Origin of the sequence: Acinetobacter sp. WCHA29 (assembly GCF_002165335.1) — a bacterium.
Taxonomy (GTDB): Bacteria; Pseudomonadota; Gammaproteobacteria; order Pseudomonadales; family Moraxellaceae; genus Acinetobacter.
Genome location: NZ_NHRQ01000016.1, coordinates 1 through 15,240, shown reverse-complemented (window position 1 = coordinate 15,240; position 15,240 = coordinate 1). Strand labels below are relative to the sequence as shown.

The window sequence follows — 15,240 nt, the reverse complement described above, 5'->3', positions numbered from 1 at the left end:
TCTCCTTAACCTCTCTTTTAAAAAAGATCGGAAAGTATCTCCCTTTAAAAAGGGAGATTGGAACGGATTTAAAATAAATAAATTGAACTATAAAACAGCAATAGGATATGAACCCAATACTCGCAATTCTTTTACATTAGGTCGAATTTCATCTAATGCTGCGGCTACATTTTCTTGATCAATATGCCCTTCCAAATCAATGAAGAAAACATAAGCCCATTTCTCAGGAAGCGCAGGACGAGTTTCAATACTAGTCAAACTAATTTTATGTTTGGCAAATGGCGCAAGGATTTCCAATAAAGCACCCGCACGGTCATGCGCAGAGATTAATAAAGAGGTTTTATCATTACCACTTTGAGGAATCTTTTCACGACCAATCACAAGGAAACGAGTGGTATTTTCAGGGTTATCTTCGATATTGCTATGTAAAATCTCAAGATTGTACATGCTTGCTGCAATATCAGATGCAATCGCAGCAGAATGCCATTCATTACGAATACGGCGTGCTGCTTCAGCATTTGAATTCAGTGCAACACGCTCTACGCCCGGATAATGCGCATCTAACCATTTACGGCATTGTGCCAAGGTTTGTTGATGTGCATAAATCTGCTTAATGCTGTCTTTACGGGTATTTTCAGATACAAGGAATTGATGATGAATACGTAGTTCAACTTCACCAATCACATTGACTGTCGACGATTTGAAGCAATCAAGAGTATGGTTCACAATCCCTTCTGATGAGTTCTCTACGGGAACCACACCATAATGTGCGCTGCCTGCTTCAACTTCACGGAACACTTCATCAATCGTTGGTAATGGACGTACAACGGCATCTTTACCAAAATGCTTTAACACAGCCGAGTGGGTATAAGTGCCTTCAGGCCCAAGGAATGCAATACTTTGTGGTGCTTCAAGTGCCAAACATGCTGACATAATTTCACGGAACAAACGCGCCATGGTTGCATCAGATAAAGGACCTTGGTTACGCTCCATGACTTTACGTAACACCTGAGCTTCACGTTCTGGACGATAAAACAGCGGATTTTCTTCGGATGCAAACTTCGCTTTGGCTACCGCTTCTGCAAGCGTTGCACGGCGATTAAGTAACTCTTGGATTTGTTGATCAACACTATCAATATCGTTACGAATTTGTTCTAAATTAAGTGAATTCGATGTGTTTTGTCCATCGTTTACCATTGGAATGCAGCCTCAGCAAAATCATCTATAAGAATGGATTACAATTCATCTGTGAATTGATTATCTGAGCTAGTATAACAACACTTTAAACTATTAAACACGCTGAGTTTTAACTCTTTTTATTACCAAACTTTATTGATAATGATTTTCATTATATATTGCTAGCAAAATTTTAATGTTTGCAAATAAATTATGATTAAACAATTTGGTATTTTGACTTTTTCTCTGCTCATTGGCACAACATTGTCTTTTGCACAACCAATGCTGATGACCACAGTGGGTACACATGAACATGGTCGAAGTCCAACACCAGACGCTGAATCCTTGCAGCAGCAGAATAACTTCTATCAAAACTTTAATCAGCAACGTTCAAAGCATTTCTTGTTCTGGAATTACCAACATCCAGCAGAGCAGCATTTAACTAATCTCTATACCAGTTTACCCAAAGCGATTATGTTGGCAGGTTGTATAGATCATAAAAGTTGTTCCGCATTATTTGATAATCCAGTCACTCCTTGATCTTAAAAACATCACTCCAAATAAAAAGACTGAATCAAATTTATTGATTCAGTCTGAAATCATTTGCTAAATAGAGATGATTTTTGTGCTTAAGACTTACCAATCAATCCACGTGCAACGATTTCTTTCATAATTTCGTTGGTACCACCATAAATACGTTGGATACGCGCATCAACGAAGAAACGTGAAATTGGATATTCTGTCATATAGCCATAGCCACCAAATAATTGAAGTAAATTATCGGCTACTTTCATTTGCATATCGGTACTAAAGCTCTTTAATGCCGCTGCGGTTTCTACATCCAATTTGCCTTCATTATACAAAGCAACGTTTTGGTTATAGAAAGCGGCTGTTGCTAATTCATCAATTTTTGCTTGAGCCAATACAAAACGTGTATTTTGAAATTGAGCAATTGCTTGACCAAATGCTTGGCGTTCTTTTACATAAGCTGTTGCTAAATCAATTGAGCCACGAATTGCTCCCAAAGAGGTCGCTGCGATTGCAGTACGCTCACGTGGTAATTCCTGCATCAAGTAAGCAAAACCTGAACCTGCATTCCCCAATAACTGGTCTTTAGGTACTTTCACATTATCAAAGAAAAGTTCAGAGGTATCTTGTGAATGCAGACCAATTTTGTCTAAGTTCGTGCCCTTTTTAAAGCCTTCCAAATGTGTATCAACCAATAATAAAGACACACCTTTAGCACGTGCTTGTGGATCAGTTTTGACTGCTAGAACAACAACGTCAGCATGCTGACCATTTGAAATAAAAGTTTTTGAACCATTTAACACATAGTGATCGCCCTGCAAAATTGCACTGGTTCGCATTGCCTGCAAGTCTGAACCAGCACCTGGCTCAGTCATACCAATCGCACCAACAACTTCGCCAGAAACCATTTTTGGCAACCAGTACTGCTTTTGTTCTTCAGTTCCGATATGTTGAATATACGGTGCCGCAATTTCAGAATGACAAGAAATCGCTGTTGATAATGCGCAATAACCCGCACGTGCAGATTCTTCAACTAACATTAATGAATAATGGGTTGGTACACCATAACCACCATATTCTTCTGGTACATCTACACAGAGAAAGCCATTTTCACCCAATGAAGACCAAACTGAACGTGGCATAATGCCTTCGCGTTCCCACTGATCATAATGAGGTGCAATTTGCTCGCTCATAAAACGTTTAAAGTTATCACGGAAGAGTTCCAAATCTGCATCGTAAGCTAACATCATTATTTCCTTTCGCTTTCATTGTTTTTAAAAATTCGATTTGCAGCCATGCTAATGATTTTTAGATTGGATGTCATGTTCCGTTTACATCAAATCACTAGACTGATTCGGTCAATAATTTTGTTTGCACTCGGCATAAGCAAACGCTAATTGTTTATTGATTAGACAGCTCCTCATATTTTTTTACGCTAAATACGTCACTTTTATGTCATATTCCTTTTATTGTTGGCGAAGACTTCTCATACGATCATGAATACAAAACGAAATATTTATAAAACTGTAGAACACCCCTTTGCTCAGTATGTTCGTATCTTGGGTAAAGGGAAAACAGGTTCTCGTTCGCTCAGTTATGAAGAAGCCTATCAAGCATTTAGCATGATTTTAAAAGATGAAGTCTTGGATGTTCAGTTGGGTGCATTCTTAATGCTTTTACGTGTTAAGGAAGAATCTGTCGATGAATTGGCTGGTTTTGTTCAAGCCACACGTGATCAACTCAATTTTCAGCCACTTGATGTCGATCTTGACTGGTCATCATATGCAGGCAAGCGTAAGCACTATCCGTGGTTTTTATTGGCGGCATTAACACTAGCTCATCATGGCTATAGAATTGTGATGCACGGCGCATCGGGTCATACCATTAACCGTGTTTATACGGAACAAGTTTTACAATACTTAGGCTATTCTATTTGTGAGAATGAGCAAGATGTCCGTAAACAACTTGAACAAAATAATTTTGCATTTTTGCCACTTGAAGCCATTTCACCAATTCTGAGTGAATTGATCTCACTCCGCAATGTGATGGGTTTACGTTCTCCAATTCACACCCTTGCTCGTCTAATTAATCCGTTTAACGCCAAAGCGACTTTACAGGCAATTTTCCACCCTGCTTATCGGACTTCTCATCAACACACCGCTTTTCGTTTAGGCTATCAAAATAGTGCTGTGATTAAAGGTGAAGGTGGTGAGTTTGAGCGTAATCCTGATGCCAAAACCTTAATTTGTGGGATTAAAAATGGTGAGCTATATGAACATGAGCTACCAAAATTAACACCTGACCGTAGTCCGATTGAAGAAGAACTTGATCTTGCAGTATTTAAAGCAGTTTGGCTCGGTGAGCAAAAGCATGAATATGGCGAAATGGCAGTGATCGAAACCATGGGAATCGCTTTGTATACCATGGGTGCTGTGAATAGTTATGATGAAGCAATGATTAAAGCGAAAGCGCTTTGGGACAATCGTTTTTAAACCAAAAAATAAATAAGGTGATTTTTTAGATCACCTTTTCTACAAAACTATATCTTTTTGATCCTAAAAATAAAATATATAAAGAGCAACCATTAAATTATTCGTTAAAGTAATCAGTATTTTATTTAAAGACATTACATCAATAATAGACAGCGTAATAAAAAGCGATGACTTTATTAAAATCATCGCTTTAAATACTACTTATATTAACTAAACAAAACGAATCGGCTTAAATTCAGGTTCATTTTTGTGATGGTCGTCATCACACTCTTCACCGTCTTTTTTAGTGCCACGGTCGATATAACCACTGCGCTGTTCTTTTGGTAAATTTTCCATTTCCCATGCATACACGGCTTGCATACAGGTTTCACGCTGTTCTTTAGTGAGTGCAACGCCATTTGGCCATTTACCAATTTCAACAGCAGTACGGAGACGCTCAACAATTTCAGGATTTAAAATAGCGAGCATTTGTTCAATATTCATGAGTCATCCTGTTGAAAAGATTCAAAATCTTGATTCCACCCTAATTTGGTACGGCATGCCATATAAAAATCATAACCTGGTGGATGTAATAAGCTTAGTTTAAACGGATGTTTACGAATATGCACCGTATCACCTACATTTAATGCAACACTATGTTGTCCATCAGCACTCACCATCGGTAAGACACGATTTTCACGGATGGTGATCTTAATCTCACTTTGCCCACCGACAACGATTGGACGAGATGATAATGTATGTGGATGCATTGGTACGAGTGCGATCGCATCCATACTTGGATGCAAAATTGGCCCACCGCCTGAAAGCGAATAAGCGGTCGAGCCTGTTGGTGTTGAGACAATTAAACCATCACTGTGCTGACGATAGACATATTGCCCATCAATACTCAGCTCAAAATCAATCATATGAACCGATTTACCTGAGTGTAACACCACATCATTCAAGGCAATTGCATCATAAATGGTTTCGTTATTGGTGCGAACTTCCATTTCGAGCAAGAAACGTCGATCGAGTTGAAATTGACCTTGTAGCACCTGATCCAGTTTAAAAATTGCCTCTGCCGGCTTAATATCAGTTAAGAATCCGAGTCGACCACGGTTAATCCCAATAACAGGTGTATTGTATCGGACTAAAGCACGTGCCGCATGAAGTAAAGAACCGTCGCCACCCACAACGATCACCAAATCCACCACTTCACCTAATAAATTACGGCTCACGGTCTGACCATAACTATAGGGTACGAGTTTGGCTGTTTCCTGATCAAAAACGGGATTTAAGCCTAAAGTGATCAAATGATCATGGATTAAACATAACGTTTCTACTACAGAATTCTTATCTGGTCGCCCAATTAGACCAATATTTCGAAAGGATTTATGTGAAATTTGCACGAATAACTCAGCTCCACCGCGACTATTGACTATCATATCATTAACAATCAAATTTTCGTTGATGATTGATTAAAAAGTATAAAAATGTCCATTCGTTGTTTTTTTATACGATTAATGTCAACACCTTCTGAAAGTTTTTATTGCATGTTGCTATTTATTCACAGTTTTATGATTGCAAAATGACAATAAGCTATCGCATCATTACTCACATTGTTTCGGTTTTAACGCAAGTCTATGAAGTGTGAACGTGGTATTGGTTTTCTAGCACTAATTTTTTCAATTTTAGTGATTGGTGTGTTTATTGCCTTTAGTATCTATCTGATCCGTTTGGATAATATTATTCGCAATAAATTTGAAGGTCAGCGTTGGGATATTCCTGCCAAGGTATTTGCTCGTCCATTAGAAATCTATGCGAATGCACCCATTACTCAAGATAATTTTGTCCAAGAATTAAAATTACTGGGCTATAAAAATACCACGAACTATGAAAAGTCAGGAAGTTACATCATTCAAGGCAACCAAATGTATGTTCATACACGTGGTTTTGACTATGGTGATAGTAATGAACCTGAACAGGTGCTTGAGATTGCTTTCAATCAAGGTCAAGTCGGTGAAATTCGTTCCACTAAACCTTCGAGCACAGGCATTGCTCGTTTAGAACCTCTATTAATTGGTGGTATCTATCCACAACATAATGAAGACCGTGTCCTCATTAAGCTAAATAAAGTACCAAAAACACTAATTGAAGCATTGATCTCAACAGAAGACCGAAATTTTTATCACCATCATGGTGTTTCTATTCGAGGTACAGCACGTGCTTTAGTCAGTAATGCAACCGGTGGTCGACGTCAAGGTGGCTCGACATTAACCCAACAATTAGTTAAAAATTTCTATCTTTCACCAGAAAAAACGCTCAAACGTAAAGTCAATGAAGCGCTTATGGCGTTGTTGATTGAGCTACATTACAGCAAAGATGAAATTCTAGAAGCCTATTTAAATGAAGTAAATTTAGGTCAAAATGGTAATTACTCAATTAACGGTTATGGCTTAGCTTCACAATTCTATTTTGGTTTACCTCTGAGTGAATTGAATATTTCCCAACAAGCCTTTTTGGTTGGTTTAGTACAGGGTCCAACTTTATATAATCCTTGGCGTAATCCTGAAGCGGCTAAAAAGCGCCGTGATGTTGTATTAAACAATATGATGGTGATGGGCTATTTATCTGAAACAGAATATCAAGATGAAATCTCACGCCCTTTAAATATTGTGAGTAAACCAACTTTAGGGCCTGCAAAATTCCCAGATTTCCTTGATATCGTACGTCGCCAATTACGTACAGAATATCAAGAAAGTGATATTACCAATCAAGGCTTGAAAATTTTCACAACGCTTGACCCGATTGCACAGACCCAAGTTCAAAATGCTTTTAAAGACTCTGTTGAACGTTTAGCAAAAGCAAATCCAGCACGTTTGAAAAACTTACAAGGTGCTGTGCTTGTAGCCCATCCTGAGAATGGTGAATTGGTTGCTGCTGTTGGTTCAACCCAAGATTTTACTGGCTTTAACCGTACACTAGACGCTAAACGTCAAGTCGGTTCGTTGTTAAAACCAATTATTTATCTAAATGCGATCGAATCTGGACGTTATACGTGGGCGAGTCCGATTGAAGATAGTGCCGTTAATATTCCAGTTGATGGTGATAAAAGTTGGACACCAAAAAATTATAGTGGTGGTGAACACGGTGTTGTTTCTATGCTACAAGCCTTGGCAAATTCATACAACCTATCTGCTGTTCGTTTAGGAAATGAATTTGGATTATCAACATTTTCAAATAAGCTAAAACAATTTGGTGTCAGTTCGAATATTCCAGCTTATCCGTCTATCTATTTGGGTGCAGTAAATATGTCCCCAATGGAAGTACTTGGCATTTATGGCAACTTTGCAACAGGTGGTTTCAAATATCCTCCTCGCTCTATTCGTACTGTTGTTGATGCAAAAGGACATTTGCTTGAACGTTATAGCTTAAATGTTCAACAAACGATTGATCCTGCTGCTGCCTATATTTTGAACTATGGTTTGCAACAAGTTATGCGTTCAGGTACTGGACGATCAGCTTATGGCAGCTTACCTGAAACCTTAAATTTAGCTGGTAAATCTGGTACTACTAATGATACACGCGATTCATGGTTCGCTGGTTATTCAGGCAATCATGTCGCTGTCGTCTGGTTAGGTCTGGACGATAATAAAGTTACTGGTCTCACAGGTTCTTCAGGCGCATTACCTGTCTGGACCAATGTAATGAAACAGCTTCGCCAAGAACCCGTCAATCTTCGTCAAACTGACAATGTAGAATGGCAATGGATAGATAGCGCAACAGGTGATTTATCGGCGCAAGGCTGCGATGGCGCAATGTATATTCCCCTACTTCGACAAACTGTACCTCGTCGTGCAACTCTCTGCGGTCAATCACATTATGAAGTTGAACCAACCAATATTCCATCCGAGGAAGACACTCAGGGGGATCATTACGGTGATGGCACTACTAATACCAATTATATTCGAGAAAGTGAAAATCAAATGGACACCGATTTATCCAATCATAATTCTACACGTGTGATTTCGAGCGGTAGTTATAGCGGTGAAAACTAAGTTACAAGGATGATTGGACATGATGAAGAAAATAACAATTGTGATTGGTATATTGCTGCTTGCAGGTTGTAATTCAGCACCGCCTCCAAATAAAAAAGTGGTAATTAAATTGGGAGAACCACCAAGTACTTCAAAGACGCAGAAAAAGAAAACTACTCCGCCCGCGTCGAATGTAAAAATTACGCCGTATGAGCAGAAAGAAATAAAGCGTCAAAACGTACCAGTGGTTGTACCTGAGCAAAAAGTACAGCAAAAGTTCAATGATGGGAGTCAATTACCAGCATTTAGAACATTAATGCAAAAAACCCAAGTCGCTTATAAGCAACAGCAACTTGCGGAAGCAGAACGTTATGCTCTTCAAGCTCAACGTATTGCTCCCCAAGCGACCGAAACTTATTTGTATTTAGCATTGATTGCAGACCAACGCAAACAATATGCAAATGCGGAAGCTTTGGCACGTCGTGGTTTAAGCTATGCGCAAAGTAACTCGATGAAAAAACAACTTTGGTTTATTGTGCTCCGAGCAAGTGAAGCACGTAATCATCCAGTAAAAGCTCAAGAAGCTAAAAAAGCCATTCAAGCGTTATAACAAGTTTGATCAATTAATTGAACTAAATTGACGAATCCCAGCAAGCCCATAAGCATGATGTTTTTGGGCTTGTTCTAAATCTTCAGGTGCTACGCCACCTAAAGCAAAAACTGGAATATCACACTTCTGAGCTAATGCAGCAAAATCATTCCAACCCAATACTTTTACATTTGGATGTGTTTCAGTCGCTTTCACAGGACTCAAAAATACGGCATCACAACCTATATGCTGTGCATGTTGTAATGAAACAGCATCATGACAGGCTGCAATAAAACGTTTACCAACAATCAATTCACCTTTTTTAAGTGCCATTAATTGTGATTGTTTAAGATGAATTGTCTTCACTCTAGACTGTAGAACCATGTTCATATTTTGATAAATATCAGTATTGATTATAATTTTTTGTAATTGTTCATCAGTTAAAACCTCTAACTGCTGTTCAATCTGTTCAATTTCAGCTGTTTGGATGCGCCAATACATTTGAAAGTTATGATGTGGTAATGCATCAATTTGATCACTGATCTTAATCAAATGAGACCAGATTAAGCGTTCCAGAATTACAACATTTGCCTTCGGAAAGTTTAAACTCGCTAGTTGATCGCGTTGATACCAAGTCCAAGGTTGATGAATTTGATTGAGCATTTCCTCAGGTACGTGTGCATGAAAAAGATGTAAATTAACAATAACATCTTCATATTCATGACGAATAATATCAAACGGATGCCACTCTTTTAAACCAATGCCTACTTCCTCATAAATCTCTCTACGACAAGCTTGTTCAGGTGATTCCCCTAATTCGACTTTTCCACCAGGAAATTCATGTTTATTACCTTGATGTTGATCTGCTTGTCGCCAACCCACTAACACTTTAGATTTATGCAGTAAAATTGCAATCGCAACATCAACTATAGCTTTTGCCATAACAGTCTAATATCTCTATTTTTTTCACAATAATTTTAATGAATTTAACAACGATTTCACATGCTAAAAACATCAATAATCAATGATTTTGTAAATTCTTGAAATTTACATTGACAGGCCTATTCGATAATGATTATCATTTAAATAACTAAAAAACACACCACGGAGCATAACAAATGAACGCACCATTTAACCTATTTACACGTAGCACAGATGCAGCTCAATCATTGCCAATGTTGCATTCCAATAATCTTTTTGCCTTAGGTCGGGAAATACGCATAATGCATGCGGGTGAAGAATACCGCTTGCGTTTAACGCGTAATAATCGTCTTATTTTAACGAAGTAATATAATAACAACCGCATAATAATAAACGTGGAAATAGCAGTATGTCAGCACGTACTGCTTTTTTGTTTGATCAAACAAGTGGGACCACCTCTTTAAAACAAATGAAGATGAGGTGAATATGAAGATCAATAATTTGCTTAACTTAAAGGAACAACACGCAATACCTCTTCTAACGTGGTTGCACCTTCAATGACTTTGCGTGCACCTGCAATCCGCAGTGGCTCAACACCTTCTTTCTTGGATTGTGCTTTCAGATCATTCAGTGTGCCATGAGCACTAATAATAGACTTCAACTCTAAACTTACTGGCATAAATTCATAAATACCTACACGACCTTTATAACCTGTATGGCGACATGCTTCACATCCAACTGCTTTATACATCGTCGTTGGCATATCCATCATATAATCAAAAGTAAGATGCTCCCACTCTTGTTCATTAATTGCCGTTTCTTGCTTACAAAGTGGGCAGAGTCGGCGCACCAAACGTTGTGCTAGAACACCTAAAATCGTTGCTGCAGTTAAGAATGGTTGTACGCCTAAATCATGCAAACGGGTCAGACTTGAAGGTGCATCATTAGTATGCAAAGTCGAAAGAACCAAATGTCCTGTTAAGGCTGCTTGAATCGCCATATTTGCGGTGTCATGATCACGAATCTCCCCCACCATGATAATGTCAGGATCTTGACGCATCAGTGCACGAACACCATCGGCGAAACCAAGTTCGATATTTGGATTCACCTGCATCTGGTTAAAACTTGGTTCCAACATTTCAATCGGATCTTCAATGGTACAGACATTCACTTGTTCAGTTGCTAATTGCTTTAAAGACGAATATAGCGTTGTGGTTTTACCTGAACCTGTTGGTCCCGTCACCAAGATAATACCGTGGCTATGCTGTGTCAGTTGCTGCCAACTGTGTAATAAATGCCCTTCAAATCCTAATTGCTGAAAACTACGCACTAATACTTCAGGATCAAAAATACGCATGACCAACTTTTCACCAAAAGCAGTTGGCAACGTAGAAAGACGTAATTCCGTTTCTTGACCTTTCGGTGTACGTGTTTTTAAACGTCCATCTTGAGGCTTACGCTTTTCCGCAACATTCATACGACCTAAGATTTTAATACGGGAAATCACTGCTGTAAGCGTATTGGCTGGCATGTTATAAATAGTATGTAACACACCATCGATACGGAAACGTACCTTGCCTTTGTCTTTGCGAGGCTCCAAATGAATATCACTTGCACCCTGCTCAAAAGCAAATTGCAATACCCAATCAACCAGTTTCACAATATGCTGGTCATTGGCATCAGGGTTTTGTGTATCGCCTAATTGCAGTAAAGCTTCGACCCCCTTATTGTCACGGTCAAAAGCACTTGTGCCTTGAGAAGAGCTCACCGCTCGACTAACTTGATAATATTCAATCAAATAACGTTGTAGCTGTTCTGGATTTAATAGTACAGCTTCAACTTTTTTTGGGCTCAAACTTCTTTCTAAATTATTTTTCCATTCCATCATAAACGGCTGATCTGTACCGATTAAAATACGATCAGAGTGAACTTCTACTGCCAAAATATGATTTCGAGCTGCAAACTCTTGAGACATAACACTGGTTAATGCCGTCACATCAGCCTTTAGAGGATCAATGACAAACAAAGGAACATGCGATTTTTCAGCTAACCATAGACATAGACGATTGAGTGTTAAAATGGTTTCTGGATTTAATTGATCTTTCAGATTAAATTTTGCAACCCACTGTAAAGGATGCCACTTCAATTCATCTTTTTGACGATGTGTTGTTTGTACTAATAATTTATCCCGTTCAGTGATTCGTCCATCTTTTTGTAATTGTTCTAAGCACCAAAAAATATCGATTTGAAAATTAAACGTCATTGTTATACCCCAAGCTATTTCTATAATATAACAGAGATTTATTGAAATCTCCCAGATCATTTCATAACTCAAGAATGATTAAATGCACTTTAAAAAACATATAGATAACTTAGCCATAAAAGTAAAAAGGGTTAAGATAGAGCGATGCATTTATGCAATTTTAAAGTATATAAATTCCACTCAATTTTGCCTAAACAATAACGATGATCCTCTAAGCGAAAGGATATGACATGACTGATTTACTTGATTTATCAATACAAAATACGGCTTTAAGTCAGTTAATGATGATCTTTGCTGTATCGCTCGGTTGTGGATTATTGATCGGTTTAGAACGAGAACAAAGCAAAGCTAAACATAAGACCAAAACCTTTGCTGGTTTTAGAACCTTTGCAATTAGCTCTCTTTTAGGAACACTGTGCTTTTTATTTAATTTAGAAATAGGAATTACGGGGGCAATTTTAATTGGTGCTATAAGTATTGCATCACTTAAAAATCAACCCGATGATCCTGGTGTGACTACTGAACTTGCACTCATAATGACCTATTTCATTGGTGCTGTTTGCATATGGAATATCAATTTAGCTGCTGGGCTTGCAGTGACGCTGACCATTCTACTTTTTGCGAAACAATCACTTCACGGGCTCGCAAACCAGTGGATTAATGAAAGTGAATTAAGGGATGGCGTGCTACTACTGGCTTTAATACTAATTGCACTGCCCTTAGTCCCTAACCAAGCTTTTTGGGGACCTGTATTAAATCCCTATACAATTTTGAAATTATTAAGCCTCATACTATTTGTACAAGCATTAGCACATTTTGCCAAAAGACTTCTATCATCAAAAAATGCAATCGTCTTTTCTGCTTTGGCATCTGGTTTTGTCTCAAGCACAGCAACTATCGCAAATCTGGGTATGGAAGTTCGTAACAACGGTGCGAACCCTCATCTAAATGCTGGTGCTGCCTTGATGTCCTGCGTATCTACGCTTATTCAAATGCTCATTATTGTTGCAAGCATTAGCTTGGCTTGGTTCAAAATCATATTTTTGCCAACTATCATTTCTACCATCGTTCTATCTATTTGGGCTTTATACTTGATGCGGACATCTATTGGCGATGGTGAAACAATCGTAACCAATGATAGCAGCCGCATGTTCAGCTTCAAAAATGCCATCATTATTACTTTTGCCTTATCAGCAATTCAAGCCGCGGTATATGCTCTCAACATTTGGCTTGGTAGTTCAGGTCTGATTTTAGGTACATTAATCGCATCTCTTTTTGAAATACATGCGGCAATTGCTGCAATCGTTGTCCAAGCAGAGCCTGATACCGTTCAAGCAACAACACTTATGATTGCATTAATGATTGGACTCGCTGCCCATGCTTTAGCGAAAAGTATCAACGCTGCGCTAACAGGAGGATATAAATTTGCTCTTGCTTTTATTCCAGCCCAAATCATACATATGACTGTGTTAATTATCATGTTCTGGATGCAGCAACACTAATATCAATGCTAATTGAGAGTTTCAAGCTTTAATATGTTGATCTTTTCATCGTCAACATTAAAACTCACATCGAACGTGGAAAACTTCATTTTATAAATTCGACTCGCATCATCATGATAAGCAGGCCGTGGATCTAAAGATAGAACTTGTTCTAACTCGTCAAAGATTCTCGGCTGAGTGTCATTCTCTTGAATGAACTTGTGCTTAATTGATTGTGCTAATTCGCTCCATAGAACACGCTTTCGAATCGGCTCGTCTTGCGCATAGCCACTGACTGAATCCATGACAGCATCTGAATAATGGATATAAGGTTTAATATCCAAAATTGGAGTTTTATTGAGTAAATCACTTCCCATCACATACATTCGAACACTCTTAGCACATTTTTCAACACGTAAAAAGCGAACGACCGACAGACCTATAGGAGATGGACGATACATACTCCTCGTTGCAAATACTCCAATTTTTTGATTACCACCTAATCTAGGTGGACGTACTTGTGGACGAAATTTAGACATTTGATTTAAGGAGTTATCATTATTTTTATTATCATGGAATTGCCACAATAACCATAAATGACTGAAGTCTTCAATTCCCTCAAATGCAGAAAGATCATTATAAGGTTCTGACAACTCTATATAGGACTCCACCTGCACCAAATTTGGCTGTCTTGGGATACCAAATTTCTCCTGATAAGGAGAATGCATATAACCGATGATCGGCATGACCACAGAATTGCTCATCACTTTTTCTTATAAACACAATTAAATATATTCAGTTTATAGAGAATGATTTTAGATTAGAATAGCAATCTGTTTCTTTTAACTGTGATCGAGACCTTTAATGGCTGCTTTTAACGTTGAACGCATTACTCATGTTCACCACTGGAATGACACGCTTTTCAGTTTTAAAACCACGCGCGATACAAGCTTACGTTTTAAAAATGGTCAGTTTGTGATGATCGGACTTGAAGTGAATGGTAAGCCTTTAATGCGTGCGTATTCGATTGCGAGTGCGAATTATGAAGAAGAACTCGAATTCTTCTCAATTAAAGTACAAGATGGTCCACTCACTTCTATCTTACAAAAAGTACAAGTGGGCGACGAAATCCTTATTTCTAAAAAACCTACAGGTACTCTTGTACATGATGATTTATTGCCAGGTAAAAACCTATATCTGTTATCTTCAGGTACAGGACTAGCACCATTCTTGGCTTTATTACGTGATCCTGAAACATATGAAAAATTTGAAAAAGTGATCATGGTTCACGGTACGCGTTATGTATCAGAGCTTGCATACCAAGATTTAATCTTAAATGAACTACCAAACCATGAGTTCTTTGAAGAATTGGGTATCAAAGATAAATTAATCTACTATCCAACAGTGACTCGTGAACCTTTCCACACCCAAGGTCGCGTTACAACCGCAATTGAATCTGGTCAATTATTTGAAAAAATTGGTTTGCCACGTTTCAATCGTGAAACTGACCGTGCAATGCTTTGTGGTAGCCCTGCTTTCCTAAAAGACGTGGCTGCTTTACTTGACCAACATGGTTTAGTTGAATCCCCTCGTATGGGTGTAATGGGTGATTATGTTATTGAACGTGCATTTGTTGAAAAATAAACGTCAATAACGATATAAAAGAAACCGAGGTGATCCCTCGGTTTCTTTTTATCTCTCTGTACACGACAAATTTCATAGGGCCCTTGTCCTATCAGGCTTTTTCTTCCTTAAAATTGCGAGCACTTTCTTA

The 15,240-nt window shown here is 38.3% G+C and carries 13 protein-coding genes and 1 pseudogene; 7 read left to right on the top strand and 7 right to left on the bottom strand.

The window, feature by feature from the left end; genetic code table 11:
• Positions 1-87 precede the first annotated feature (87 nt).
• Entirely contained in the window at positions 88-1,197 is a 1,110-nt protein-coding gene (pheA, locus tag CDG59_RS10780) for a prephenate dehydratase (protein WP_005159784.1), read from the bottom strand.
• Between the two features lie 261 nt (positions 1,198-1,458).
• Here pheA and CDG59_RS10775 point away from each other — a divergent pair.
• Positions 1,459-1,716, top strand: a pseudogene (locus CDG59_RS10775) (alpha/beta hydrolase); the annotation flags it as partial.
• Between the two features lie 89 nt (positions 1,717-1,805).
• Here the strand turns inward: CDG59_RS10775 and CDG59_RS10770 are convergent.
• Positions 1,806-2,951, bottom strand: coding sequence for an acyl-CoA dehydrogenase family protein (locus tag CDG59_RS10770; RefSeq protein ID WP_087545313.1), 1,146 nt, complete (start codon positions 2,949-2,951; stop codon positions 1,806-1,808).
• Positions 2,952-3,200: 249 nt separating this feature from the next.
• Between CDG59_RS10770 and CDG59_RS10765 the strand changes: the two genes are divergently transcribed.
• Positions 3,201-4,196, top strand: a complete 996-nt coding sequence (locus tag CDG59_RS10765) for a glycosyl transferase family protein (RefSeq protein ID WP_087545311.1) — start codon at positions 3,201-3,203, stop codon at positions 4,194-4,196.
• Between the two features lie 210 nt (positions 4,197-4,406).
• Here CDG59_RS10765 and CDG59_RS10760 read toward each other — a convergent pair whose 3' ends face one another.
• Both CDG59_RS10760 and CDG59_RS10755 read right to left on the bottom strand, forming a co-directional pair.
• Entirely contained in the window at positions 4,407-4,679 is a 273-nt protein-coding gene (locus tag CDG59_RS10760; protein ID WP_005230905.1) for a YeaC family protein, read from the bottom strand.
• Positions 4,676-5,584 (bottom strand): NAD(+) kinase, encoded by a 909-nt coding sequence (locus CDG59_RS10755; protein WP_034601775.1) that lies wholly within the window; start codon positions 5,582-5,584, stop codon positions 4,676-4,678. Before CDG59_RS10755 ends, CDG59_RS10760 begins: the two co-directional genes overlap by 4 nt.
• A gap of 234 nt (positions 5,585-5,818) precedes the next feature.
• Between CDG59_RS10755 and mrcB the strand changes: the two genes are divergently transcribed.
• Positions 5,819-8,233, top strand: a complete 2,415-nt coding sequence (gene mrcB / locus CDG59_RS10745) for a penicillin-binding protein 1B (protein WP_087545309.1) — start codon at positions 5,819-5,821, stop codon at positions 8,231-8,233.
• 19 nt (positions 8,234-8,252) lie between these two features.
• Positions 8,253-8,822, top strand: a complete 570-nt coding sequence (locus CDG59_RS10740) for a tetratricopeptide repeat protein (protein WP_087545307.1) — start codon at positions 8,253-8,255, stop codon at positions 8,820-8,822.
• Positions 8,823-8,831: 9 nt separating this feature from the next.
• Here CDG59_RS10740 and CDG59_RS10735 read toward each other — a convergent pair whose 3' ends face one another.
• Positions 8,832-9,743, bottom strand: a complete 912-nt coding sequence (locus CDG59_RS10735) for a thiamine phosphate synthase (RefSeq protein WP_087545305.1) — start codon at positions 9,741-9,743, stop codon at positions 8,832-8,834.
• 176 nt (positions 9,744-9,919) lie between these two features.
• Here CDG59_RS10735 and hemP point away from each other — a divergent pair, with 176 nt between their 5' ends.
• Positions 9,920-10,090 carry a hemin uptake protein HemP gene (hemP, locus tag CDG59_RS10730; RefSeq protein ID WP_004661888.1) on the top strand — a complete coding sequence of 57 codons (171 nt, stop codon included), beginning with the start codon at positions 9,920-9,922 and terminating at the stop codon, positions 10,088-10,090.
• A 137-nt stretch (positions 10,091-10,227) separates the two neighbouring features.
• Here the strand turns inward: hemP and CDG59_RS10725 are convergent, their stop codons facing one another.
• Positions 10,228-11,985: a GspE/PulE family protein gene (locus tag CDG59_RS10725; RefSeq protein WP_087535876.1), complete on the bottom strand. Its 1,758-nt coding sequence runs from the start codon at positions 11,983-11,985 to the stop codon at positions 10,228-10,230.
• A 281-nt stretch (positions 11,986-12,266) separates the two neighbouring features.
• On the opposite strand from CDG59_RS10725, the gene CDG59_RS10720 reads away from it, so the two are divergent.
• Complete coding sequence (locus CDG59_RS10720; RefSeq protein WP_413772670.1) at positions 12,267-13,487, top strand: MgtC/SapB family protein; 1,221 nt, start codon at positions 12,267-12,269, stop codon at positions 13,485-13,487.
• A gap of 8 nt (positions 13,488-13,495) precedes the next feature.
• On the opposite strand, the gene tsaA is transcribed toward CDG59_RS10720, so the two are convergent.
• Positions 13,496-14,230 carry a tRNA (N6-threonylcarbamoyladenosine(37)-N6)-methyltransferase TrmO gene (tsaA, locus tag CDG59_RS10715; RefSeq protein WP_087545302.1) on the bottom strand — a complete coding sequence of 245 codons (735 nt, stop codon included), beginning with the start codon at positions 14,228-14,230 and terminating at the stop codon, positions 13,496-13,498.
• Positions 14,231-14,330: 100 nt separating this feature from the next.
• Between tsaA and CDG59_RS10710 the strand changes: the two genes are divergently transcribed.
• Positions 14,331-15,110 (top strand): ferredoxin--NADP reductase, encoded by a 780-nt coding sequence (locus CDG59_RS10710; RefSeq protein ID WP_005159755.1) that lies wholly within the window; start codon positions 14,331-14,333, stop codon positions 15,108-15,110.
• Positions 15,111-15,240: the final 130 nt, after the last annotated feature.